The organism is Dactylosporangium sp. NPDC049140, from assembly GCF_040648435.1.
Genome location: NZ_JBEZDS010000003.1, coordinates 133,138 through 155,419, shown reverse-complemented (window position 1 = coordinate 155,419; position 22,282 = coordinate 133,138). Strand labels below are relative to the sequence as shown.

Sequence of the window (22,282 nt, the reverse complement as noted above, 5' to 3'; positions counted from 1 at the left end):
GAGAGGTACGACACAGGTTTGATTTTTCCCGGCCCGGAAATGGGGCGCATTGTGGGCGATGTGAAAGTCGGCACAGCGTCGTGGACGGACAAGACCCTGCTCGAGTCGGGCTGGTACCCGCCGGAGGCCGACTCGCCCGAACGGCGCCTCGGCTACTACGCGGAGCACTTCCCGCTGGTGGAGGTCGACTCGACGTACTACGCCCCGCCCGCCGAGCAGACGACGCGCCTGTGGGCCGGGCGCACCCCGCCCGGCTTCACCTTCAACATCAAGGCGTTCAGCCTCATGACGGGCCACCCGACGAAGGTGTCGGCGCTGCCGAAGGACCTGCGCCCCGACGTCGCGAAGGCGAACGTGTACCCGAAGGACCTGCCGGCCCAGACGTACGAGGACGTGTGGTCGCGCTTCCTGACCGCCCTCGACCCCCTGGCCGACGCGGGCAAGCTGGGCCTGCTGCTGTTCCAGTTCCCGCCGTGGTTCACCATCCGCCGCGCGAACAAGCAGGCCCTGCTGGAGGTGGCGGCGCGCTGCAAGCCCCTGCGCGTGGCGATCGAGTTCCGCCACGCGTCCTGGTTCGAGGACGACAACCGCGCCGAGACCCTGGACTTCCTGCGCACGCACGACCTGCCGTACGTGGTCGTCGACATGCCGCAGGGCCACCGCTCGTCGGTCCCCCCGGTCGTGGAGGCGACGTCGGACGTGGCGGTGGTGCGCTTCCACGGGCACAGCGAGCACTGGACGAGCAAGGACATCCACGAGAAGTTCGGCTACCTGTACTCCACGCCGGAACTGCGCGAGTGGGCCCCGAAGATCTCGGCCCTGGCCGCGACCACGGGCCGGACCCACGTGCTCATGAACAACTGCTACGCCGACTACGCCCAGCGCAACGCGGCCGAGCTGGACGAGCTCCTCCGGTCCTGATGCACCGGGTGTCAGCAATCCGTCACGACTTGCGTAGCTCGGTGGAGTCGATCCCGTAATCGCGCCATTTACATGACGTGATGTTGCGACGCAGAATCAGGCATGTCCAGCGCCGCCGCCACCGCCGCTGCCGCGAGCCGGGCCGCGCACCGGGCGCCCGGCGTCGACCGGTACCTGTGCGCCTGGACCTGGCTCGAGCCCGTCTTCGCGCGGTACGTCTACGGGGAGCTGCTCCGCCCCGGGCTGCGCGCCATCGCCCCCGCGTACGGCGTCGACCTCGTCGCGCTCGCCCGGCACGCGAGCGCAGCGCGCCGGCACCGGCGGCTCGTCATCGCGCTCGCCGCGCTCGACCTCGTCCTCGTCGTCGCGGCCGTCGTGGTCACCGTGCTGGTCGGCGTGCGGGCCGGGCACCTGGGCCGGGCGCTGCTCGTGGCCCTGCTCGTCCCCGTCGCCGGGGCGCTGCTGCTCGTGATCCTGGTCGGATGGCACCTGTACGCGACCCGGTCCCGCGCGCACCGCATCCTCGAGGCCCCCGGCGACCCCCGCGAGTCCGCGCCCGCGATCGGCGACGGGGCCGAGCGGCGGCTGGCCGCGAGCGCCGAGGCCAACGTCGTCCCGTTCGGCGGGGGCATCCCGTTCGTCGGGGCCGGGTACCGCCTCGAACGGTGGAAGGTGCGCATCGACACCACCAAGCCGGGGCGCGACAGCGGCGGGCGGCTCAAGACCGTCACGCCGGTGCGCGCCGAGGAGCTGCAGAAGGCGCTGTCGATCGAGGTGCGCCGGGCCGGGATCCCCGACATCCAGGTCCACAACCGGCTGTTCGTCGCCGGGCGGGCCACGTACCAGGTCGCGGGCCTGCAGCCGGACCGGGAGCAGGCGCCGAGCGCCGCCGTCGAGCGCTCGGAGATCCGCAAGGCGATCGAGGGCTCGACCGAGTACGCGCGGACGTACCTGTGCGTGGAGAAGGACTCCTGGCAGGGCGAGCTGGTCGTCACCATGTTCCTGCGGGCGGTGCTGTTCGGCACGGACCTGTTCGTCGAGTTCCACGCGTACGTGCTGCTGCCGCTGCACCCGGCCATCCACGCCGCCGACGACCTGCCGGCGACCGTGACCGGGCGGCTGATCGCGGTCGTGCGGGCCGCGGTGCCCGACACCGTGCGGCTGGTCCGGGCGGCGCCCGGGACGGTGGCCACGATGCTGCGCTGGCGGTGGCTGGTGGCCCGCCGGCTGGTGCGGGAGCGGCGGCGGGCCCGGCGGGTGTCGAGCTTCAACTACGGCGCGGCCGGCGGCCTGCGCGCCCTGCTGGCCGCCAAGCAGCGGGAGTGGCTGTTCGCCTACGAGGACGAGGACATGCACGTCCAGGCGGTACGCACCCGCGTGCTGAAGGTCATCACGAGGTACGTCGAGGAGCACGGCATCGACACGTCCGACCTCGAACGCCAGCAGACCCGGATCACCACCAAGGTGTTCAAGATCGGCGACATCCGGGGCCGCAACGTCGTCATCGGCGACAACACCATCTTCCAGCAGCTCAGCAGCGGCGGCGCGGACCCGGCGGACGACGAGCCGGACGACGACGACCACGATGACGACGAGGAGTCCGGGAAGCCATGAGTACCTTCCACATCGGCAGTGTGCAGAGCACGAACCTGGTCATGGGTGACCACGGGACCGTCATCGCCGGCTCGGACGCCGCCCTGCAGGCCCTCTCGCGCGAGGTGGACGCGAGCGCCGCCGACATCGGCCGGGTCGGCGAGACGATCGAGGCCCTGCGCGCCGAGCTGGCCCGGCGGCCGGTCGACGCCGAGCGGGTCCGGGAGCTGATGGCCCGCCTGGCCCGGCACGCCGCCACGCTCAACACGGTCGTGGAGCACTTCGAACGCATTCGCGACGCGCCCGGAACCTCGCGGTGACCCACCCGGCCGCGGTCGTCCAGCGGTCGCTGTACCTGCTCGCGGACACCTCCGGCTCGACGACCCGCGGCGGCTTCAGCGGCGGCTGGCACCTCGCGCTGCCCCGCCTGGTCGCACTGGCCGAGAGCCTCGGGCCGGGCCACCGCATCAGCCTGCTGACGTACGGCGACGACGCGAGCCTGCGCGTGCCGCTGACCGGCGCGTCCCAGCTGGCGATGATCCCGCTGATGCCGCCGGCCGGGCTCAGCTCGCTGGCGGCCGGGCTCCGGCTGCTCGCCCGGGTGGTCCGCCAGGACCGGCAGCAGCTGCGCTCCGACGGCATCGCCGACGCCAAGGTGGCCCTGATCGTCGCGGACGGCCTGCCCACCGACGCCGACGAGGTGCTCCTGGAGGCGCGGGCCGGGCTCGACCCGCACGCCGTCGGGCTGCACCTCGTCGCGCCGCCGGGCGAGGACCGCGAGGACCGGCTGGCCCTGGCCGCATTACGGGCGACGTTGTACCCGCTGAGGACCGGCGACGCCGGCCGGATCGCCGACTCGATCGTCGCGGCCGCCGGGGCCGCCCTGACGGGCTCAGGCGGGCCACAGTGACAGCGACACCCGCCGCTGCGAGTCCGGGACGATGTTCGTGAGCGCCCCGATGCCGCCGACCCGCATCGCGATCCACAGCACGCCCGCCGGGTCGAACGCGGCGGCGAGCGACTCCACCCGGTCGCCGGACCGCCCGCTCGCCGGCGGCGGCGCAACCGCCTGGCGGGCGAACGCGCTCGCGCTGTCGAACATCAGCGGCTGCCCGGAGTCGGTGGCCACGAGCATCGAGCCGCCGACCGCGGCCACGTCCAGCACGCGCATCGGCAGCGGCACGGGCACCCACGCGGCGACGGTGTCGCGGCCGAGGTCCCACCGCGAGATCAGCAGCCGGCCCTGGTCGGTGGCGACCGCGAGCCAGGCGACGTCCGCCCCGCCCCGGCCGACGGCGACACGGCGCAGCTCCTCGCCGGCACCGCAGGCCGGCGGCAGGTCCAGCGTGACGGCCTCGGCGGACCAGGACCGCCACATCCCGCGGCGCAGCCGCCGCCCGTCCGCGGACCAGAACACGTCGAGCGACCCGTCCTCGACGGCCAGCGCGCCGAGCGGCCGCCGCGCCTGCTCGCCCGGGCCGGCGGGCACGATGAGCCGGGCCCGGCCGATGCCGTCCGGGCGTACCTCGGCCGCGAACACCCCGGCGCGGTCCGACCACACGATGGTGGCGCCGCCCCCGGTCACGGCGACGGCCGCGTCCCGCGAGCCGGGCTCGGCCGGGGCCGCGACCCGCTGCCAGCGCGGCGGCGCCGGCCGGGGATCGCCGAGGCCGACCCGGCCCGCGTGCACACCGCCGGTGCCCCGGGTGAGCAGCAGCGCGGTACCGTCCGCCAGCAGCGCCATCGACACCGCCTCCGGCGCGCCCGGCCCGTCGCCGGCACCCGGGGCGGCCCGGGGCGGCTCGCTCGCGTCGAGGCCGGCCGTCCACACCGCGACGACCCAGTCCGCGTCGCCGGGCCGCAGCCCGGCCCCGTCGACGAGGGCCTGCCGGGCCTGCGCCGCGGCGCCGAACTTCAGCAGCGCGGGTACGCCCGCCTCGGCCCCCGCGGCCAGCAGCCGGACCGCCTCGTCCTCGTCGGGCAGCAGGTCGGTCAGGCCGCGGCGGAGCCGGCGCGGCTCGTCGGCGAAGGTCCGGTCGACGTGCAGCAGCCGGCGGATCGCCCGGCTCGGCCGATCGGTGTCCAGCACGAGACCTCCAGTACCCGAGACGTACCCCCCATCCTGGTACGCCGACCGCGCACGATCCATCGCCTGAACGCCTGGCCGGAAGGGAAGCACGGTGACCGAGAACCGAAGAGCAACGGAGGACAACCGGATCCTCGTCCTCGCGTTCTACGTCGTGGTCGACGTCTCGCAGTCGATGCAGTTCTCGGGCGCGATCGAGGAGGTCAACAAGATCCTGCCCCAGGTCGCCGACGCGATCGACGGCAGCCCCATGCTCGGCGACCTGGTGCGGTTCGGCGCCATGGACTTCGCCGACGACGCGCGGGTGCTGCTGCGCCTGGGCGACCTGCGTGACGTACAAACCGCCCTGCCGACCTTCACCACCCGCGGCCGCACCTCCTATGCGGCGGCGTTCCGGCTGCTGCGGCAGGAGATCGAGCGGGACCTCGCCCAGCTGCGCAGCGACAACCTGCGGGTGTACCGGCCGGCCGTCTTCTTCATCACCGACGGCGAGCCCACCGACGAGGAGTTCGAGGTCCAGGCGGCGTTCGACGAGCTCACCGACCCGTCGTTCCCGGCGCGGCCCAACATCCTGCCGTTCGGGGTGGGCACGGCGACCAAGGAGGCGCTCGACCGCTGGATCTTCCCGAAGACCGGCGGCAAGGCGATGCGCAGCTACCTGTCCGTCGACGTCGATCCGCGGACCGCCATCGCGCGCGTCACCGAGGCGCTGCTGGCGAGCATCATCGCCTCCGCCGCGTCCGTGAGCTCGGCCGGGCAGAGCGGTGGCTTCATGCCGCCGGACGACGAGGACCTCGATGACTGGATCTGAGGCCCCGGCGACCGCGGCCGCCCCGGAGCGCGGCGACGCCGGGCCGGCCGGCTGGTGGCGGCACGAGAACGGCCGCTGGGTGGTCGGCGACGCGGGCCGGCAGCCCGAGATCATGCCCGCCCCGCCCGCCGGCCGGGCCGGGACCCGCCCGGACACCGTCATCGACGGCGGGCACCTCGGCGGCCTGGCCTACCGGGCGTCGAGCCAGCGCGGCCTCGGCCACCAGCAGCTCGGCGCGCCCCGGCAGGACGCCTACCTGCTGCGGCCCACCCCGGACCGGCGCTGGCTGGTCGGCTGCGTCGCCGACGGCGTGTCGGAGGGCCCGCTCTCCCACGAGGCCGCGGACCTGGTGTGCCAGGAGACCACGGCGCGGCTGGCCCGCGCGCTGTCCGCGCTGCCGGCCGCGGCCGCCGGCGACTGGGCCCGGGTCGTCGCGACCGTGCTGCCGTGGGCGGAGCTGGTCGACGAGGCGAACGCGGCCGTGTCGAAGAAGGCCCGCGCGGCCGTCCGCGAGTCGCTCACCCGCGAGGGCGACGCCGCGAAGCTCGCCCGGTTCGAGGAGTCCGTGTGGACCGACGGCGACGCGCGCAAGGTCATGTCCTCGACCGCCGTCGTCTTCGCGGTCAGCACGGCGCCGGATGCGGACGGCGCGTACCCGGCCGCGATCGCGGTCCTCGCCGGCGACTCGACCGCGCTGCTGCTCGACGGCGACGAGTGGACGCCGCTCGCCGCGGTGAAGAACGACGGCGCGGCGGTGGCGTCCTCGGCCGTGGAGCCGCTGCCGGGCGCGGTCCGGGTCGTGCCGCTGGCGCGGGTCCTGCGCACCGGCCAGGCCATCGTGGTGATCACCGACGGCCTCGGCGACCCGCTCGGCTCGGGCGGCGGCGTGGTCGGGCGGTTCCTGGCCGAGCAGTGGCGCACCCCGCCCGACCTGCTCGGGTTCGCCCAGCAGCTGGGGTTCTACCGCAAGTCGTTCACGGACGACCGCACGGCCGTCGTCATCTGGGCGGACGCGGCGGAGGGCGGATCATGACGGACACGCTGACCCTGCACCGCAAGGACCTGGGCACCCTGGAGCCGCTCGGCCGGGGCGGCACCGCGTTCGTCTACGGGCTGCCCGACCTGCCCCCGGTCCGGCTCGGCGCCGGCTCCGCGGACGGACTGGTCTACAAGGAGTACAAGCGCAAGACCTTGCTCAAGGCCGGCGAGGCCCTGACCCCCGGGCTGCGGTCCCTGGTCGCCTTCCGGCAGCACAGGCTTCCGCACGAGCTGCACGCGCGGTGGGACGAGCGGATCGTCTGGCCGCTGCGCGTGGTGGTCAACGACGACGGGGCGGCCGTCGGGATCGTCATGCCGCTGATCCCGTACCGATACTTCCAGCGCGTCATCCGGCGCTCCGGCCCGCCGACGCTGGTGACGCGCGAGGCCGAGAAGCTCTTCGGCGACGACGAGACCATGCGCCGCATCGGCATCGTGCCGATCGCGGAGGAGATCCGGCTGCAGCTGATCAGCCGCATCGTCGCCACCTACGCGATGATGCACCGCCAGGCCATCGTGATCGGCGACATCTCCGGAAAGAACCTGGTCTACGACCCGGTGCCGAGGCCGGTCGGCGTGCTGGTGCTCGACGCCGACAGCGCGCGGGTCGAGGGCACGCGCTCCGCCTTCAGCAGCCAGCCGCACACGCCGCAGTGGGAGCCGCCCGAGGCGCTGGCCGCGCTCCACCGCTTCCATGCCTCGGGCGGGTCGGTCCACCCGGACGCGGTGACGGCCCAGAGCAAGCGCACCGACGTGTACAAGCTCGGGCTCCTGGTGGTGCGGATCCTCGACCACGGCCGGGGCCGCTCGCTCAACCGGGACCCGGCGGCGGCCCAGCGCGTCCTGCGGCGGCGGCTCGGCCCGGACGCCGCGGACCTGCTGCGGCACTCGCTCGCCGACGACCCGGACGACCGCCCCACCCTGCGCGCCTGGTACGAGGCGTTCCACCCCCGCGACTCGCTCGACGACCTCACCGCCCGCCCGGCCGGCGCCGCCCCGGCCGCGGCCCGCGCGGGCTCGAGCGGAGCCCGCGCGCCCGCGTCCACCGACGGCCCGGTCGACGGGCAGGTGGTCGGCGACTGGGTCTTCGTCGCGGGCAGCGGCTGGCATCGTCGCCATGGCTGACGACCGGTGGTGCCGCGCCTGCGGAGCCGATCCGGTCCCGCCCGGCCCGGCCTGCCCCGAATGCGCCACCGCGCTCGATCCGCCGGACTTCGGCGCCGCCCGCGTGGGCCGGGTGGTCCTGCGCGGGAGCCGGCTGCTGGCCCGGCCCGCGGTCGCGGTCGAGGAGCGCGACGGCACCGTGCTGATCCGGGACAAAGAGCCGGAGTTGGTACCCCTCCGAGCCGGCGAGTTCGACCGGCTGCCGACGGTACCGATCGATGATGCCGGCGCCGCCGGAGCCCCCGGACGCCTCTGGGCCGTCGCCCTCGCCCGCGGCACCGGCGCGCTCAAGGCCCGCTGGACCGCCGACGAGGTGAGCGCGATCGCGGACCGGCTGGCCGGCGCCGGCCTCGGGACCCGCCGCGGCGCCGCCGTCGACGTCGCCGTGATGGGGCGCCCGCGCCGGCCCGGGCTGCGGCTGTCCGGGAGCGAGTGGGCCTGGTACGAGGCGCGGGCGGCGGCGCTGACCGGCGACCTGGCGACGCTGCTCGCGCGGCTGCGGGCGCTGCCGGCGCAGGGCTACCGCGCGCGCGTCGGGCTGCTGCTGTTCCGCGTCGCCGACCTGCGCCGGGACCCGGCCGCGGCGGCGGAGGCGATGGCCCTGCTGGACCCGTTCGCGGCGGCCTCGCCGGACGCCCGCGCCCTGCTCGCCGTGCTGGGCCCCGACCACGCCCGGGCGCTGCCGGTCCTGCGCGAGTACGCCCGGCGGGCCGGCACCGGCGCCGCCGTCGCCGACGCGATCCACGCGGCCGCGCCGCCGCTCGACGCCGGCGCCGGGGCCGGGCCGCGGGTCCGGGCCCTGGCCGCCTACCTGCACGGCGTCCACGACCGCACGGCGGTCGACCCGGCGATCCTGCGCCTGCTGCCGCTCGCGCTGATCGACCGGCTCGTCACCACGGGCGCGGTCACCGCCGTGCCACCGGACGTGCCCCTGCCCGATACGGTCCGGGCCCACCTGCGCTCCCGGCTGCAACCCGGCGACGCCGACGATGCAACCCTGGCGCGGGCCGGGTTCACCGCCGAGCGCGCCCGCCGGGCCTACGTGCGCGGCGACGACGAGACCCTCGGCCGGCTGCCCGGCGACCACGAGGCGGTCCGGCACTACCGCGCGCTGCGCGCCTACGCCCGCACCGGCCACCTGCACGAGGAGGAGCTGCGGCCGTCCACGCAGCGGGCCCTCGGGCTGGCCGACGGGCTCTCGCTGAACTTCCCGGTCACCCGGCCGGCGCCCGCCGAGGTCGCCGCCGACCCGTCGACCTGGCCCCGGTTCCAGGCCAACGTCATCGCCGGCAAGGTCGTCGTACCCGACGACGTCCGGGCCCGCCACCCGCAGTTCGGGCTGTGGGCCGACCTGTGCCGGATGCACGCCCTGCTGCAGGCCGGCCGCTGGAACGACACCGTCACCGCCGGCGGCCCGGTGGCCCGCGACGCCGCCGACGCGCGGACCCGGGCCGCCGCGCTCAACCTCATGGCGTACGCGGAGTGGCAGCGGGGCCGGGCCGACCGCGCCGCCGCCCTGCTCGACGAGGCGCTGGCGCTGCACCCGGCCGCCGGCCTGGCGGTGAACGCGGCCCTGGTCGCCGAGGACCGGGGCGCCCCGGCGGCGCTGCCGCTGCTGGCCCGGGTCATGCAGCTGACCGGCGACGCCCGGCTGCGCCGCGCCGCCCTGGTGCGGGCGCTGGAGCTGGGGCGCGCGGCCGACGCCGGCGAGCAGGCCCCGGCGACGCTGACCGCGATGGTGCGCGGCGCGCTGGCCCTGCCCGGCCTCGACGACGACCTGCGCTACGAGCTGCTGCACCTGACCCTGGCCGGGGACCGCGGCTGGCTGCTGGAGCAGCGTCCCTCGCCGCAGCCGATGGTGCGCTACTTCCAGCTGCGGGCCGCGCTCGAGCCGCGGCGCACCACCCGCGCGCTGGCCGACGCCGCGGCCGGGCTGGCCGCGGCGTGGCCCGCCGGCGCCCGCCCGCCCTGGCTCGTCGCCGAGCGGTCCTGGCTGCAGGGCGTGCTCATCGAGCTGGTCGAGCAGGACCTGGACCCCGCGGCCGACCCCCTCCCGGCCATCGCCACCATCACGGAACGCGACGTGCTGGAGCCGAACCTGCGCATCCAGCTCGCCGCGGCGGCCGGCCGGCAGCGCATCTCCGCGTCCGGGCGGCTCCCCCGCGACCTGGAGGAGCTCGTCGTCTTCACCCCGGTCCGGCGGTACCGCCAGGGCCTGGCCTCGGACCCCACGACGGCGGCGGTGCTCGCCAACTGCCTCGCCAAGGCGATGGCGGCCGGCATCAACGAGGGCGAGGACTTCCTCGGCCTCGTCGCCCGCGAGTGGAAGGAGCTGGACCGGACCACGCCCATGACCTGGACGGAGAACCAGGCGTACGTCGCCCGGCGGCTGGCCCTGCTCGACGAGTTCGAGCGCCGGCACCTGCAGCGCTGCCGCCGCTACCCCGGACTCGCCGCGGGCCTCCCGGTCGACGAGCGCCTGCTCGGGCAGGTCGGCGAGCGACTGGAGCACTGGGCCTTCATGATCAAACGGCTGCGGGGGTACCTGGCATGAGCGGAGCGGCCTGATGGAGCGGCGCAACCCGTACCTCGTGCTGGGCATCATGTTCGGGGCGACCCCGGACGAGGCCCGGGAGGCACTCGCCCGGCGGCTCAAGGCGGTCCGGGCCGACGACGACAGCGCGGCCCGGCAGGACGGCCTCCGCGCGGCCCTGCGCCAGATCGAGGAGGGCCCGCAGCCGGCGGCCGCCGGCCTGACGCCCTACCGGGTGCCGGCCGACCCGGACGCCCTCGCGGTGACCGGCTCGGGGCTGTTCGCGCCGCCGGTCGAGCCGTCGTTCGTCACCGACACGGACGTGGCCACGGCGCTGCGGAGCCTGCAGGCCGCCGCGGCGCACGAACACCTGCGGCGGCTCGTCGAGACCCGCGCGGAGCGGCTCGGCCCGCCGCCGCCGTAGGGTCCCCGGACGGGAGACCCTACGGTACGTCGGGCCCGGCCCTGGGTGCTGTTCCGATCGCGCCGTTCGACCTGGTCGACGAGGTCGCCCGGTCCGGCCGCGGCGCCTTCACCGACGCGCACGACGCCCCTGCCGGCCCCGTTCCGCGCGTGGCCGGCCTGGTACATCGCTCGCGCTGTTCGACTGAGTCGCGGCTGCTTACCTGGACGGGGGGCTGACAAACGACGCTCGGCCGATGGTGCGCGGGGGCCTCCGGCTCCCGCAACGGGTAAGCGTGGTCCCTGTTCGTTGTTGCTTGCGGTTATGCCTCTTGGCCGTTGTTTGCCGCGGGTTCGTGCGGGTCGTCATTCGGTGGTTCCTGTCTCGCGCTATTTGAAACGGGATCCTGTTTGCTTCCGTTCTTTGGGATAATCGATATGTGTTCGGGCAGCGGGGGTTGTTCAGTCGGGCCGAGATTACTGCTATGTATGACGCTACTCGGCGGCGTAATTATTCGCCTGCTGGTGAGAAGTTTCGGAAGGAACACCGGCGGCGTCGCGATTGGGGGCTTGAAGAGCGGCATCGGAAGAAGCTTTGCGACAAGTTCGGCAGCGTTGAAGCGGCGGACGCGTATTTTGCGCAGCGGGCCCGCGACGCTCTCGCGCCGACGCCCTCGGAATCGCCGGGCGAACCGGCCGAATGCCCGGTCCCGCCGGTTGAGCCCGGCGCCTGTCGTGTGGAAATCGGTCACGGGAGCATGAGCAGCGGGGCGGCGGCGCCCGTCGTCCAGCCGCCGTCGAGAACGGCCAAGGCGTCGGCGGTCGCGGCCGCCCGCAGGCTCGCCGAGCGCGCGCCCGGCACGATCCGCACGCCATCCCCCGTGGTCGCGACCGGCACGATCCGGGACCGCGCGGCGTGGACCGCGGCGGTGCCGTGCACCGGTGCCGACGGCAGTGGGCGGCGGGGGCGGCCCGCTTGGGTGGACAGCAGCGGCTCGAGCAACGTGAGGGCGGCGACCAGGCCCGCGTACGGGTTGCCGGGCAGGCCCGCGACCCACCGGCCGTCCGGCGTGCTCGCGAGCGCCTGCGGGTGGCCGGGGCGGCAGGCTACGCCGTCGACGTGCCAGGTCGACGCGCCCGCGTCCAGCACCGCGCGGAGGTGGTCGGCGGCGCCGGCCGAGGACGATCCGGTGACCACGACCACGTCGGCGGCCGACGTGGACAGGGCTGCGCTCAGCGCCGCCGGGTCGTCGCGCACGGACCGGTACGCGCCCAGCTCGCCACCCGCCCGCGCTACCACCGCGCCCAGCAGCGGCTCGAACGCGTCGCGTACCTGGCCGGCGCCGGGCACGCCGCGCAGCACCACCTCGTCGCCGGTCACGAGCACGTCGACGACCGGGCGCGGATGCACCCAGACGCGCTCGACGCCCGTCTGCGCGGCCAGGCCCGCGGCCGCCGCCGTCACCGGGCGGCCCGAAGGCACGAGCACGTCACCGCGGGCCGCGTCCTCGCCCGCGCGGCGGATGTGCGCGCCGGCCAGCGCGCCGGCCACGGTCTCGCCGTCGCGGCGGCAGTCCTCGTACGGCACCACGCCCTCGCACCCGGCCGGCACCCGCGCCCCGGTCGCGATCTCGACCGCCGAGCCCGGAAAGAGCCGGGCGAGCTGCGGCCCGCCGGCCCGCACCTGCCCGACTACCCGCCATGGGGGCGGCCCGGACACCGCGTAGCCGTCCATCGCCGCCGCGTCGAACGCCGGTGCCGGGGTGGCCGCGACGATCGGGGCGGCCAGGATCTGCCCGGCCGCGCACCGGATCGCCGTCAGCGCCGGCGCGAGCGGGCCGGCCGCGCCCCAGGCCGTGGCGTGGGCGTCGGACCAGGCGGTGGTGCGCGTCGTCGACATTGCCCGCACTGCACCACACCAGGGTGTCGCCGCCGCTACCAAGGCCTCTCGACCGTCGTTGCGGCGCTGTGAGGACCCCGGTCAGGGCAGCAGGAGCTCGGACCGGTCGCGGGTGGCGAGCAGGTCCCACAGGGCCGTGGCGATGTCGGCCGGGTCCACCTGGGGGATCTTCGACACGTCGATGCCGTCGCCGAGGGCGCCCGACGTCATCGCCCGGTGGCCCGCGCTGCCCGTGACCATCGCGCCGACGTGTACGACCCCCGCGTAGACGCCGGCGCCGGCGAGCTCGGCGTTGAGGGCGAGGACCCAGTTGCGCGCGGCCGCCATCGCCGGGCCGAGGCCGCCCAGGCGTGGCATCGGGTTGAGCGCGGAGATGCCCTGCACGAGCAGGATGCCGCCGTCGCCGCGTGCTCGCAGGCCCGGCAGGGCGGCGCGGACGAGCTCGATCGGGGTCAGCAGGTGCAGGTTCAGGTGGTGCTGCATGCCGGCCGCGTCCAGGGCGGCCGTCGAGGCGAACAGGTCGGTGGTGATCGGGGCGTACTCCAGCACGTCCACGGGGCCGAGGCGGTCCTCGATCCGGGCGAGCAGGTCCGGTACCGCCGCCGGGTCGGAAAGATCCGCCGGGAACGCCGCGGACTCGATGCCCTGCGCCGCCAGCTCGCCGGCAAGCGTGTCGAGGCGGGAGGCGGTGCGGGCCACGAGCGCGACGCGATACCCGGCGCGGCCGAAGCGGTGCGCTACGGCGGTGCCGAGGCCGGTCCCGGCGCCGAACACGGCGATCGTCCTGGAAGTTGACATAGCCCTCAACTTACGCCCCGTAGGCTTGGGGCGTGACGGAGGGGGTACGGCTGCGCCGTGACGCGCAGCGCAACCTGGAGCGGCTGATGGTGGCCGCGGCCGAGGCGTTCCGCGAGCGCGGCCTGCAGGTGCCGCTCGAGGAGATCGCGCAGCGGGCGGGAGTGAGCCCGGGCACGCTGTACAACCGGTTCCGGGGCCGCGACGCGCTCATCGACGCCGTGATGCCCGCCCTGGTCGAGGCCGGGGTCCGCGACGCGCTCGCCCGCGCCGAGACGGTCGAGGACCCGTGGGAGGCGCTGACGTTGTACGTCACGCTGGTCTGCGAGCTCCAGGCCGGCAACCCGGCCCTCAACGACGCCGTCAGCCGCCGCTTCCCCGACGCCGAGGCGCTCACCGCGATCTGCGACGCGCAGATGGACCAGGCCCGCGGGCTGCTGGAGCGGGCCCAGCGCGCCGGGGCGGTGCGGCCCGACTGCACGGCCGAGGACCTGGCGTACCTGTTCTGGTCGACGGCCACGATCGTGCGCGCGACCGCGGCCGCCGCCCCGCGCACCTGGCGCCGGGCCCTGGCCATCAACCTCGACGGCCTGCGGGCCCGGGCGGCCGGCGCCCCGCTGCCGGAGCCCCCGATGACGGCCGCGCAAGTACACCGATCGATGCTGGAGATGTGATGCGATTTCGTAAGCTCGGCAGTTCCGACCTCGAGGTGTCGGAGATCTCGCTCGGCTCGTGGCTGACGTACGCCGGGGGGATCGAGGCCGACCAGACCCGCGCCTGCACCGAGGCCGCGTTCGACGCCGGCATCAACTTCTTCGACACGGCGAACGTGTACGGGCGCGGCGCGGCCGAGGAGGCGTGGGGCGCGATCCTGTCCGGGCACCCGCGCGACTCGTACATCCTCGCCACCAAGGTGTGGGGCCAGATGTCCGACACCGACCAGGGGCTCTCGGCGGACCAGATCGCCAAGCAGATCGACGCCTCGCTGCGCCGGCTGCGCACCGACCACGTCGACCTGTACCAGGCCCACCGGTTCGACACGAGCGTGCCGATCGAGGAGACCGTCGAGGCGCTGCAGCTCGTGGTGAGCCAGGGCAAGGCGCGGTACCTCGGCTTCAGCGAGTGGACGCCCGAGCAGATCCGGGCCGCGATCGACATCGCCGGGCCCGACCTGTTCGTGTCGTCGCAGCCGCAGTACTCCATGCTGTGGCAGGCCCCGGAGGCCGAGGTCTTCGGGCTGAGCGCGGGCAACGGCATCTCCCAGATCGTCTGGTCGCCGCTGGCCCAGGGCGTGCTCACCGGCAAGTACAAGCCCGGGCAGCCGATCCCGGCCGGATCGCGGTTCGCCAGTGACTCGATGAACGCGTCGAAGGACCTCGTGCTGCGCGACGAGTTCCTCGAGGCCGTCCAGCGGCTCGTGCCGATCGCCGAGGGGCTGGGCGTCACGCTGCCGACCCTCGCGCTGGCCTGGGTGCTGCGGCGCACCGAGGTCGCCTCGGCCATCACCGGCGCGTCGCGCCCCGAGCAGGTCCACGCGAACGCGGCCGCGGCCGGCGTGAACCTCGACGACGACGTGCTCGCCCGCATCGACGCCGCGCTCGGCGACGTGCCGATCACCGAGCCGACCCTGGCCCCGTTCGCCCAGGAGGGTGTACTGCACCGCTGAACCCTTGGCCGTTTGACCCAGGTCGATTCGGGCACCCATATCAGCGGGAGACTTCGCAATCACACTGGGAGACGACTATGAGCTTCGGTGACAAGGTCGAGCACAAGGCGGAAGAGGCCAAGGGCCAGGCGAAGGAGAGCTGGGGCACGGCCACCGGCGACCCGGACCTGCGCGCCGAGGGGCGTGCGGACCAGGACGAGGCCAACGTCAAGCAGGCCGGTGACAAGGTCAAGGACGCCGCTCACGACGTCAAGGACGCGCTCAGCTGAGCGTCCGAAATTCGCGAACGGCCCCGTTGAACCTCGGCGGGGCCGTTTCCGTACCCTCCCCGTGAGCGGGCGGACGACGTGGTGGCTGCTGGCGGTGCTGGCCGGTGTCCTGGGCGTGCTCGTCGCGCCCGCGCGGCCCGCCGCCGCGCACGCCGTCCTGACGACGTCCAGCCCCGCGCCGGGCGCGCTCGTCGCCTCCGCGCCCGCCGAGATCCGGCTCACCTTCAACGAGCCCGTCCGCGTTGTGCCCGGCCGCTCGCAGGTGGTCGCCCCGGACGGCAAGCGCATCGACGACGGCGATCCCGCGCCCGCCGGCGACGGCCTGACCATCCGGCTGCGCGCCGTCGACCGGCCCACCGGCACCTACGTGGTCAGCTACCGGGTCATCTCCGGCGACAGCCACCCGGTGTCGGGGTCGTTCACGTTCTCCGTCGGCGCCCCGTCCACGCCCGCGGCGGGCACCGAGCCGATCGGCACCGACCCGATCGTGCGGGTGGCGGTGCCGGTCGCGAAGTACGCCGGCTACGCCGGCCTCGTCCTGCTCGTCGGCTCCGCGGCGATGCTGGCGCTGTGGTACCCGCGCCGCCTCCCCCGCCGCCCGCTGCTGCGCCTGGCCCGGGCCGGGGTGGCCGCGATCGCCGGCGGCACCGTCGCCGGGCTGTGGCTGCAGGCCCCGGCCGCGTCCGGGGCGGCGCTGCTGGACGTCTCCCCCGCCGAGCTGCGCGAGGTGGTGCTCAGCCCGTTCGGCCTGGCGATGCTGGGCCGGCTGGCCGCCCTGGCCGTCGCCGCGATCCTCGTGGCCCGGCTGCGCCGCCGCCCGGGCCGGCGCCTCGGCCTCGCGCTGCTCGTGACGGCCGCGGCCGGCCTGGTGACGTGGCCGCTGGCCGGGCACCCGGTGGCGTCGCCGTTCGCGGGGCTGCTGGTCGGCGCGGATGTGGTGCACCTGGGTGCCATGGGGCTGTGGCTGGGCGGGCTGGCCGGCCTGCGGGCGGTCGTGCTGCGCCGCGCCGACCCGCGGGAGCTGCGCCTGATCCTGCCGTCCTGGTCGCGGTGGGCGATGGCGTCGGTGTACTGGCTCGTCGCCGCCGGCACGCTGCAGGCGGTCGTGCAGATGGGCGGATGGGCGGCGATCGGCTCCAGCGCGTACGGCCGGACGCTGCTCGTGAAGGTCGGCCTCGTGGCCGCCGTGCTCGCGGTGGCGGCCTGGTCGCGGCGGATGGTCCAGCGCGGCCGGCCCGGGCGGCTGCGCCGGGCCGTGGGCGTCGAGGCGGGCATCGCGGCCGTGGTGCTCGCCGCGAGCGCGGTGCTGGTGCAGCTCGCTCCGGGGCGCACGGCCGGGGTCGAGGCGCAGGCCGCGGCGCAGGCGCAGGGGTTCGCGACCACGCTGACGAGCCCGCTCTATGCGGTGCAGTTCGAGGTGTACCCGGCGGAGGTGAGCGAGTACAACAGCTTCCACGCGTTCGTCTACTCGCCCGAGGGCAAGCCGCTGCCGGTCGTGGAGTGGACGGTCACCGCGTCGCTGCCCGAGCGCGGCATCGAGCCGATGCCCAACCCGGTCTTCACCGTCACCGGCAACCAGGGCCTCGGCAACATCACGTTCCCGATGGCGGGACGGTGGCGGCTCAGCATCACGCTGCGGGTGTCCGACTTCGATCAGGCCACGGTCACCGCCGACGTACCGGTCCGCTGAGCTCGGTCCCGGCGCGGCGGGATGCCCTCGAGGACCTCCACCGTCACCTGGTAGCCGTCGACCTGACCTGGCTGAGGCGCAGGGACGCGACGGCGCTGCCGGCGAGCGCGACCACGCCCAGGACGGCGACCACGAGCAGGATCCTCGTGCGCACGGTCCGGTTCGCCAGCCACCCCGACATGCCGCTCACCCCTCAAGGCACCCGCCCCATCGGTTGCAGGACGGGTGCCTTGAGGGTTACCGGGTCACCAAGAGTGCATCGTGCCGTCCAGCAGCCGGTTCACGGGCAGGGCGGCCGGCCGGTAGGGGTACTCGGCGGCCAGCGACTCGTCGATGTCGACGCCGAGGCCGGGCTCCTCCGACGGGTGCAGGTAGCCGCCCTCGAAGCGGTACCCGTGCGGGAACACGGCGTCGGTCTCGGCCGTGTGGCGCATGTACTCCTGCAGCCCGAAGTTCGGCACGGCCAGGTCGAGATGCAGGGCCGCGGACATGCACACCGGGGACAGGTCGGTGGCGCCGTGGCTGCCGGTGCGCACGTGGTAGAGCCCGGCGAGGTCGAAGATGCGGCGCAGGTGGGTGATGCCGCCGGCGTGCACGACCGTGGCCCGGATGTAGTCGATGAGCTGCTCGCGGACGAGCGTCTCGCAGTCCCAGACGGTGTTGAACACCTCGCCGACGGCGATCGGGGTGGTGGTGTGCCGCCGGATGAGCCGGAAGCCCTCCTGCAGCTCGGCCGGGACCGGGTCCTCCATCCAGGTCAGCGCGTAGGGCTCGAGGCTCTTGCCGAGCCGGGCCGCCTCGATCGGGGTGAGCCGGTGGTGCACGTCGTGCAGCAGCTTCAGCCCCGGCCCGAACTCGGCGCGGACCTGCGCGAAGACGCTCGGGACGTGGTTGAGGTACGCCTCCGTCGACCACGTCGCCTCCGAGGCGATGGCGGCGTCGGCCGGCTCGTAGAACAGCTTGTCCTTGCTCACCCCGTAGGTGGTGCCGAGGCCGGGCACGCCGGTCTGCACGCGCACGGCCCGGTAGCCGAGGTCGGCGTAGCGGGCGATCTCGGCGAGCACGTCGTCGACGGTCTCGGCGTTGGCGTGGCCGTACACCGTGACGCCCTCGCGGCTGCGCCCGCCCAGCAGCTGGTAGACGGGCAGCCCGGCGACCTTGCCCTTGATGTCCCACAGGGCGGTGTCGACGGCGGCGATGGCGGACATGGTGACCGGGCCGCGCCGCCAGTACGCGCCCTTGTACAGGTACTGCCAGGTGTCCTCGATCCGGGCCGGGTCCCGGCCGATGAGCGCCGGGATCACGTGCTCGGTGAGGTAGGCGGCCACGGCGAGCTCGCGGCCGTTGAGGGTGGCGTCGCCGACCCCGGTGACACCGTCGTCGGTGACGATCTTCAGGGTGACGAAGTTCCGGCCGGGGCAGGTGACAATCACCCGGGCGTCGGCGATGCGCACGTCAGTCGACCTCTTCCTTGACTCGGGCAACGAGCTGGGTCGGGTTGACGATCCGCAGCGCCAGCACGAGCAGCACGAGCATGGTCGCGGTGTACACGACCGCCATCGCGTCGATGGACTGCTGGGCGCGGATGCCGGGCGAGGCCATCTCGGCGTAGAGCTTCACGACCAAGGTGGACGACTCCTCGTCGGCGGTGAGGAACGTCAGCTCGAACATGCCGATCGTACGCACCAGCACGAGGATCGAGGCGGCGAGGATGCCGGGCACGAGCAGCGGGGCCAGGATGCGCGTGAACACCTGGCGGGTGCCGGCGCCGCACATGCGGGCCGCGCGCTCGATGCCCGGGTCGATCTGCTCGATGAACGGGGTCATGGTGAGGATGACGAACGGCACCGAGGGCACCAGGTTGGCCAGGATGACGCCCGACAGGTGACCGGCGAGGTCGTACTTGTACAGCACCGTCGCCAGCGGGATCCCGTACGTCATCGGCGGCATGAGGATCGGCAGCAGGAACGCGAGGTACACCACCCGCTGCCCCGGGAAGCGGCGCCGGGCGAGCACGTAGGCGGCGGGAACGCCCACGAGCAGGGAGACCACGACGACGGCGAGGGACACCTCCAGGGTCACCAGCAGCACGTGCAGCAGGTCGAACTCGTCCCAGGCCTGGCTGTACCACTGCGTGGTGAACCCCTGCGGCAGCCAGGTGTCGAACCACTGCTTGCCGAACGAGCTCACCAGCACCGAGCCGACGACCCCGGCCAGGTTGAGCATGAAGAAGATGACGGCGCCCCACACCAGCCAGGCCGCGGGGCGGGCGACGATCCGGCGGCTCATCCCTTGCCTCCCGTCGGTCCGGTGTACAGCAGGGAGCGGCCGCCCAGCACGATCCCGATCACGATCAGCTCGACGAGGCCCATGACGATGGCGATGGCGGAGCCCTGGGCGTAGTCGTAGTGCTGGTAGCGGGCCTGCCAGGCGGCGTATGCGATGACCCGGGTCTCCCCCGCCGGGTCACCCACGAGCACCGCGGACGGGAAGACGCTGTAGGCCAGCACGAACGTCAGGCAGAACGTGGTCGCCAGGCCCGGTGCGAGCAGCGGCAGCGTGATGCGCCGGAACCGTTGCCACCAGCCGGCGCCGAGGGTGGCCGCGGCGCGCTCCAGGGTCGGGTCGATGCCGGACAGGTACGACAGCACCAGCAGGAACGCGAACGGGAACCCGGTGATGACGAGGGACAGGAACACGCCCCAGGAGTTGTGCACGAGCCGGATCGGGGTGTCGATGACCCCGGCGTCGAGCAGCGTCCGGTTGAGCCAGCCGGTCGGGCCGAGGTAGTTGAGCAGGCCCTGGGCGGTCAGCACGGTGCCGAGCGTGATGGGCACGACGAGCAGGGTGGTGACGGCCCGCTTGCCGCGGAAGCGGCCGCGCATCCGGTACGCGATCGGCACCGACGCGGCGACGTTGAGCACGGCGGCGGGCAGCGCGATGCGCAGCGTCGTCCAGATCGTGTCGCGGTCGTAGGCGTCGGCGAAGAAGCTGCGGTACGCCTCGAACGGCCCGCCCTTGTCCGGCTGGAACGACAGCCCGACGCCGTAGGCGAACGGGTAGATGAACAGCAGCACCACGAACGCGGCGGCCGGGGCGAGCAGCCACAGCTGCCGGTCGACGCCGCGTTCGGCGAGCCGGTGGCGGAGCGCGACCATCAGCCCTCCCCCTCCGCCGGGTAGACCAGGATGTGCTTGGAGGTCACGGCGATCGGGTCCTCGGGCGCGAGCCGGGCGGTGGTGCGCAGGTGCAGCAGGAGCCCGTCGCCGGTGCGCGCCTCGACGGCCATTTCCCGGCCCTGGTACTCCACGACGTCCACGACGCAGCGGAGCCCCTCCTCGCCCGGGACGAGATGCTCGGGCCGGACGGCCGCGACCACCGCGTCGCCGGGGCGGATGTCGCCCACCGCGGTGCCCGTGAACGACACGCCCTCGACGCTGATGCCGACCTGGTCGCCCGCGACGTGCTCGGCCCGGGCCCGCAGCAGGTTGCGGAAGCCCATGAAGTCGGCGACGTGCGCGTTGGCCGGCCGGTCGTGCAGTTCCTCCGGCGTGCCGATCTGCTGCACCTCCCCGGCGCGCAGCACCACGAGGCGGTCGGCGAGCGACAGCGCCTCCTCCTGGTCGTGGGTGACGTACACGGTGGTGAGGCCGAGGCGCTGGTGCAGCCGCCGGATCTCGGTGCGCATCTCCAGCCGCAGCTTGGCGTCCAGATTGGACAGTGGCTCGTCCATGAGCACCAGCGACGGGGACACGACGATGGCGCGGGCGATCGCGACCCGCTGCTGCTGGCCGCCGGAGAGCTGGCCGGGCAGCTTCGCCGCGTGCTCCTCCAGGCGCACCAGCCGGAGCGCCTCGTCGGTGCGGGTGCGCACCTCGGCCCGGGGCAGGCGGCGCATCTGCAGCCCGAACGCGATGTTGCTGCGCACGCTCAGGTGCGGGAAGAGCGCGTAGTTCTGGAACACCATGCCGAAGCCGCGCCGCTCCGGCGGGAGCGTGTCGAGGCGCCGGTCGTCGAGCCAGATGCGCCCCTCCGACAACGGCAGCAGCCCGGCCAGGCAGTTGAGCGCCGTGGTCTTGCCGCAGCCGGACGGCCCGAGCAGCGCGATGAACTCCCCGCGCTCGATCTCGAGGTCGAGGTTCGCCAGTGCGGCGTGACCCGCGAACCTGCGGGTCACGCCGTCCAGACGGATCATTTGTTCACCTTCGCGCCACCGATCTCACGGTCCCACTTGTCGAAGGCGGCCACCAGCGCCTTGGCGTCCAGCGGCGTCTCCAGCGGGTTGTTCGCGATCAGCGCGTCGTACTCCGGCCGGCCGTAGTCGGCGATCGCCTTCTGGCTGTCGGCGGGCGCCATCGACAGCGGCACGTCCTTGACCGCCGGGCCCGGGTAGAAGTACCCCTTGTCGTACGCCTTGGCCTGCTGCTCCTTGGTGAGCATGGACTTGAGCAGCAGCAGGATCGCGGACTGCTTGTCGGCCGAGACGCCCTTGGGCACGGTCACGTAGTGCGCGTCGGTGACCCAGTGGAAGCCCTGCAGCGAGCCGATCGCGGCCTCCTTGGGCACCTGGCCGAGCACGCGCGGGTTGATGTCCCAGCCGGTGGTGCTGACGATGATCTTCGCCGAGCCGTTGGCGATGCTCTTCATCGTCTCGCTGGTCGCCGACGGGTACAGCGTCACGTACTTGTTCAGCTCGGCGAGGTAGGCCCAGGTCTTCTCCCAGCCGGCGACCGGGTCCTTGGGGTCCTTGTCGCCGAGCAGGTACGGCAGGCCCATGAGGAACGTGCGGCCGGGCCCGGAGTTGGCGGGCCGCGCGTACTGCACCGTGCCCGGGTTCGCCTTGGCGTAGGCCAGCAGGTCCGCCGCGGTCTTCGGCGGGTTGGGGACCTTCGCCGGCAGGTACTCGATCAGCGGCCCGGACGGGTAGTAGGTGACGGTGACGCCGAACTCGCCGGCCAGCTTCTGCATCGCCTGGGCGCCCGGCAGGTAGTCGGCCGTCACCTTGCCCGAGATCGGCAGCCACAGGTTCTGGTCGATGCCGGCGGCGAGGCCGTCGACCCCGGTGAGCACGACGTCGATGTCGACGCGGCCGGCGTCCTGCTGCGCCTTGATCTTCCCGGCCAGCTCGGGGGCGGTCGCCTTGGAGTACGTCACCTTGGAGATGACCTTCGGGTTCTTCTGCGTGAACTCGTCGATCATGCCCTGGGTGAGCTGCAGGTCGCCGGCAACATCGAGGATGTTGAGGCTGACCGGCGCGCTCGGGGTGTCGGGCACGGTGCCGCCGCTCTCGGCGGTGGTACCGGCGGGCTTGTCGGGCGCACCGCAGGCGGCGACGAAGGCGAGGGTGGCGAGCAGGACGGTGGCGCGTTTCGGCAGGACGCTGGCGCGTTTCGGGAGGAACATGGCGGATTCCC

22 protein-coding genes are annotated in these 22,282 nt (G+C 74.2%); 13 read left to right on the top strand and 9 right to left on the bottom strand.

Going from position 1 to position 22,282, the window contains the following annotated elements; genetic code table 11:
* Window positions 1–51 precede the first annotated feature (51 nt).
* From AB0B76_RS06975 to AB0B76_RS06960, 4 genes are all read left to right on the top strand, one after another.
* Window positions 52–921, top strand: a complete 870-nt coding sequence (locus AB0B76_RS06975) for a DUF72 domain-containing protein (protein ID WP_360370641.1) — start codon at window positions 52–54, stop codon at window positions 919–921.
* 102 nt (window positions 922–1,023) lie between these two features.
* Complete coding sequence (locus AB0B76_RS06970; RefSeq protein ID WP_360370638.1) at window positions 1,024–2,535, top strand: hypothetical protein; 1,512 nt, start codon at window positions 1,024–1,026, stop codon at window positions 2,533–2,535.
* Window positions 2,532–2,834, top strand: coding sequence for a hypothetical protein (locus tag AB0B76_RS06965; protein ID WP_360370635.1), 303 nt, complete (start codon window positions 2,532–2,534; stop codon window positions 2,832–2,834). Before AB0B76_RS06970 ends, AB0B76_RS06965 begins: the two co-directional genes overlap by 4 nt.
* Window positions 2,831–3,424, top strand: a complete 594-nt coding sequence (locus AB0B76_RS06960; protein ID WP_360370632.1) for a vWA domain-containing protein — start codon at window positions 2,831–2,833, stop codon at window positions 3,422–3,424. Before AB0B76_RS06965 ends, AB0B76_RS06960 begins: the two co-directional genes overlap by 4 nt.
* On the opposite strand, the gene AB0B76_RS06955 is transcribed toward AB0B76_RS06960, so the two are convergent.
* The gene (locus AB0B76_RS06955; RefSeq protein WP_360370629.1) at window positions 3,407–4,603 is read right to left on the bottom strand and encodes a hypothetical protein; all 1,197 of its coding nucleotides are present in this window, start codon (window positions 4,601–4,603) and stop codon (window positions 3,407–3,409) included. The genes AB0B76_RS06960 and AB0B76_RS06955 overlap by 18 nt on opposite strands.
* 91 nt (window positions 4,604–4,694) lie before the next feature.
* Between AB0B76_RS06955 and AB0B76_RS06950 the strand changes: the two genes are divergently transcribed.
* The 5 genes from AB0B76_RS06950 to AB0B76_RS06930 are packed head-to-tail and all read left to right on the top strand — an operon-like array spanning window position 4,695 to window position 10,570.
* Window positions 4,695–5,411: a VWA domain-containing protein gene (locus AB0B76_RS06950; RefSeq protein WP_360370626.1), complete on the top strand. Its 717-nt coding sequence runs from the start codon at window positions 4,695–4,697 to the stop codon at window positions 5,409–5,411.
* Window positions 5,398–6,444: a protein phosphatase 2C domain-containing protein gene (locus AB0B76_RS06945; RefSeq protein WP_360370623.1), complete on the top strand. Its 1,047-nt coding sequence runs from the start codon at window positions 5,398–5,400 to the stop codon at window positions 6,442–6,444. Before AB0B76_RS06950 ends, AB0B76_RS06945 begins: the two co-directional genes overlap by 14 nt.
* Entirely contained in the window at window positions 6,441–7,574 is a 1,134-nt protein-coding gene (locus tag AB0B76_RS06940; protein WP_360370620.1) for a hypothetical protein, read from the top strand. Before AB0B76_RS06945 ends, AB0B76_RS06940 begins: the two co-directional genes overlap by 4 nt.
* Window positions 7,567–10,167 (top strand): hypothetical protein, encoded by a 2,601-nt coding sequence (locus AB0B76_RS06935; protein WP_360370618.1) that lies wholly within the window; start codon window positions 7,567–7,569, stop codon window positions 10,165–10,167. Before AB0B76_RS06940 ends, AB0B76_RS06935 begins: the two co-directional genes overlap by 8 nt.
* A 13-nt stretch (window positions 10,168–10,180) precedes the next feature.
* A complete protein-coding gene (locus tag AB0B76_RS06930; protein ID WP_360370615.1) occupies window positions 10,181–10,570 on the top strand; it encodes a hypothetical protein in 390 nt (129 codons plus the stop codon).
* 726 nt (window positions 10,571–11,296) lie between these two features.
* Here AB0B76_RS06930 and AB0B76_RS06925 read toward each other — a convergent pair.
* Window positions 11,297–12,448, bottom strand: a complete 1,152-nt coding sequence (locus AB0B76_RS06925) for a molybdopterin molybdotransferase MoeA (protein ID WP_360370612.1) — start codon at window positions 12,446–12,448, stop codon at window positions 11,297–11,299.
* 81 nt (window positions 12,449–12,529) lie between these two features.
* Window positions 12,530–13,246 (bottom strand): SDR family NAD(P)-dependent oxidoreductase, encoded by a 717-nt coding sequence (locus tag AB0B76_RS06920; RefSeq protein WP_360370609.1) that lies wholly within the window; start codon window positions 13,244–13,246, stop codon window positions 12,530–12,532.
* A 32-nt stretch (window positions 13,247–13,278) separates the two neighbouring features.
* Here AB0B76_RS06920 and AB0B76_RS06915 point away from each other — a divergent pair, with 32 nt between their 5' ends.
* From AB0B76_RS06915 to AB0B76_RS06900, 4 genes are all read left to right on the top strand, one after another.
* Window positions 13,279–13,917, top strand: a complete 639-nt coding sequence (locus AB0B76_RS06915; RefSeq protein ID WP_360370606.1) for a helix-turn-helix domain-containing protein — start codon at window positions 13,279–13,281, stop codon at window positions 13,915–13,917.
* A complete protein-coding gene (locus AB0B76_RS06910) occupies window positions 13,917–14,909 on the top strand; it encodes an aldo/keto reductase family protein (RefSeq protein ID WP_360370603.1) in 993 nt (330 codons plus the stop codon). The genes AB0B76_RS06915 and AB0B76_RS06910 overlap by 1 nt, the downstream gene beginning before the upstream one ends.
* 77 nt (window positions 14,910–14,986) lie before the next feature.
* The gene (locus AB0B76_RS06905; protein ID WP_360370600.1) at window positions 14,987–15,178 is read left to right on the top strand and encodes a CsbD family protein; all 192 of its coding nucleotides are present in this window, start codon (window positions 14,987–14,989) and stop codon (window positions 15,176–15,178) included.
* 61 nt (window positions 15,179–15,239) lie between these two features.
* The gene (locus tag AB0B76_RS06900; protein ID WP_360370597.1) at window positions 15,240–16,868 is read left to right on the top strand and encodes a copper resistance protein CopC; all 1,629 of its coding nucleotides are present in this window, start codon (window positions 15,240–15,242) and stop codon (window positions 16,866–16,868) included.
* Between the two features lie 43 nt (window positions 16,869–16,911).
* Here the strand turns inward: AB0B76_RS06900 and AB0B76_RS06895 are convergent, their stop codons facing one another.
* The 6 genes from AB0B76_RS06895 to AB0B76_RS06870 all read right to left on the bottom strand — a co-directional run bounded on the left by AB0B76_RS06895 (window position 16,912) and on the right by AB0B76_RS06870 (window position 22,271).
* Window positions 16,912–17,049: a hypothetical protein gene (locus AB0B76_RS06895; protein WP_360370594.1), complete on the bottom strand. Its 138-nt coding sequence runs from the start codon at window positions 17,047–17,049 to the stop codon at window positions 16,912–16,914.
* A gap of 64 nt (window positions 17,050–17,113) precedes the next feature.
* A complete protein-coding gene (gene manD / locus AB0B76_RS06890) occupies window positions 17,114–18,322 on the bottom strand; it encodes a D-mannonate dehydratase ManD (protein ID WP_360370591.1) in 1,209 nt (402 codons plus the stop codon).
* Window position 18,323: 1 nt separating this feature from the next.
* Window positions 18,324–19,157 carry an ABC transporter permease subunit gene (locus AB0B76_RS06885; RefSeq protein ID WP_360370588.1) on the bottom strand — a complete coding sequence of 278 codons (834 nt, stop codon included), beginning with the start codon at window positions 19,155–19,157 and terminating at the stop codon, window positions 18,324–18,326.
* Complete coding sequence (locus AB0B76_RS06880; protein ID WP_360370585.1) at window positions 19,154–20,026, bottom strand: ABC transporter permease subunit; 873 nt, start codon at window positions 20,024–20,026, stop codon at window positions 19,154–19,156. Before AB0B76_RS06880 ends, AB0B76_RS06885 begins: the two co-directional genes overlap by 4 nt.
* Window positions 20,026–21,063 carry an ABC transporter ATP-binding protein gene (locus tag AB0B76_RS06875; RefSeq protein ID WP_360370582.1) on the bottom strand — a complete coding sequence of 346 codons (1,038 nt, stop codon included), beginning with the start codon at window positions 21,061–21,063 and terminating at the stop codon, window positions 20,026–20,028. The genes AB0B76_RS06880 and AB0B76_RS06875 overlap by 1 nt, the downstream gene beginning before the upstream one ends.
* Entirely contained in the window at window positions 21,060–22,271 is a 1,212-nt protein-coding gene (locus tag AB0B76_RS06870; RefSeq protein WP_360370579.1) for an extracellular solute-binding protein, read from the bottom strand. Before AB0B76_RS06870 ends, AB0B76_RS06875 begins: the two co-directional genes overlap by 4 nt.
* Window positions 22,272–22,282: the final 11 nt, after the last annotated feature.

What these genes read in the sequence shown, in the direction of transcription:
- AB0B76_RS06970 (WP_360370638.1), top strand. Translation starts at nt 1,024, where the DNA reads ATGTCCAGCGCCGCCGCCACCGCCGCTGCCGCGAGCCGGGCCGCGCAC.
- AB0B76_RS06965 (WP_360370635.1), top strand. Translation starts at nt 2,532, where the DNA reads ATGAGTACCTTCCACATCGGCAGTGTGCAGAGCACGAACCTGGTCATG.
- AB0B76_RS06945 (WP_360370623.1), top strand. Translation starts at nt 5,398, where the DNA reads ATGACTGGATCTGAGGCCCCGGCGACCGCGGCCGCCCCGGAGCGCGGC.
- AB0B76_RS06940 (WP_360370620.1), top strand. Translation starts at nt 6,441, where the DNA reads ATGACGGACACGCTGACCCTGCACCGCAAGGACCTGGGCACCCTGGAG.
- AB0B76_RS06935 (WP_360370618.1), top strand. Translation starts at nt 7,567, where the DNA reads ATGGCTGACGACCGGTGGTGCCGCGCCTGCGGAGCCGATCCGGTCCCG.
- AB0B76_RS06930 (WP_360370615.1), top strand. Translation starts at nt 10,181, where the DNA reads ATGGAGCGGCGCAACCCGTACCTCGTGCTGGGCATCATGTTCGGGGCG.
- AB0B76_RS06925 (WP_360370612.1), bottom strand. Translation starts at nt 12,448, where the DNA reads ATGTCGACGACGCGCACCACCGCCTGGTCCGACGCCCACGCCACGGCC.
- AB0B76_RS06920 (WP_360370609.1), bottom strand. Translation starts at nt 13,246, where the DNA reads ATGTCAACTTCCAGGACGATCGCCGTGTTCGGCGCCGGGACCGGCCTC.
- AB0B76_RS06910 (WP_360370603.1), top strand. Translation starts at nt 13,917, where the DNA reads ATGCGATTTCGTAAGCTCGGCAGTTCCGACCTCGAGGTGTCGGAGATC.
- AB0B76_RS06905 (WP_360370600.1), top strand. Translation starts at nt 14,987, where the DNA reads ATGAGCTTCGGTGACAAGGTCGAGCACAAGGCGGAAGAGGCCAAGGGC.
- AB0B76_RS06895 (WP_360370594.1), bottom strand. Translation starts at nt 17,049, where the DNA reads ATGTCGGGGTGGCTGGCGAACCGGACCGTGCGCACGAGGATCCTGCTC.
- AB0B76_RS06885 (WP_360370588.1), bottom strand. Translation starts at nt 19,157, where the DNA reads ATGAGCCGCCGGATCGTCGCCCGCCCCGCGGCCTGGCTGGTGTGGGGC.
- AB0B76_RS06880 (WP_360370585.1), bottom strand. Translation starts at nt 20,026, where the DNA reads ATGGTCGCGCTCCGCCACCGGCTCGCCGAACGCGGCGTCGACCGGCAG.
- AB0B76_RS06875 (WP_360370582.1), bottom strand. Translation starts at nt 21,063, where the DNA reads ATGATCCGTCTGGACGGCGTGACCCGCAGGTTCGCGGGTCACGCCGCA.
- AB0B76_RS06870 (WP_360370579.1), bottom strand. Translation starts at nt 22,271, where the DNA reads ATGTTCCTCCCGAAACGCGCCAGCGTCCTGCCGAAACGCGCCACCGTC.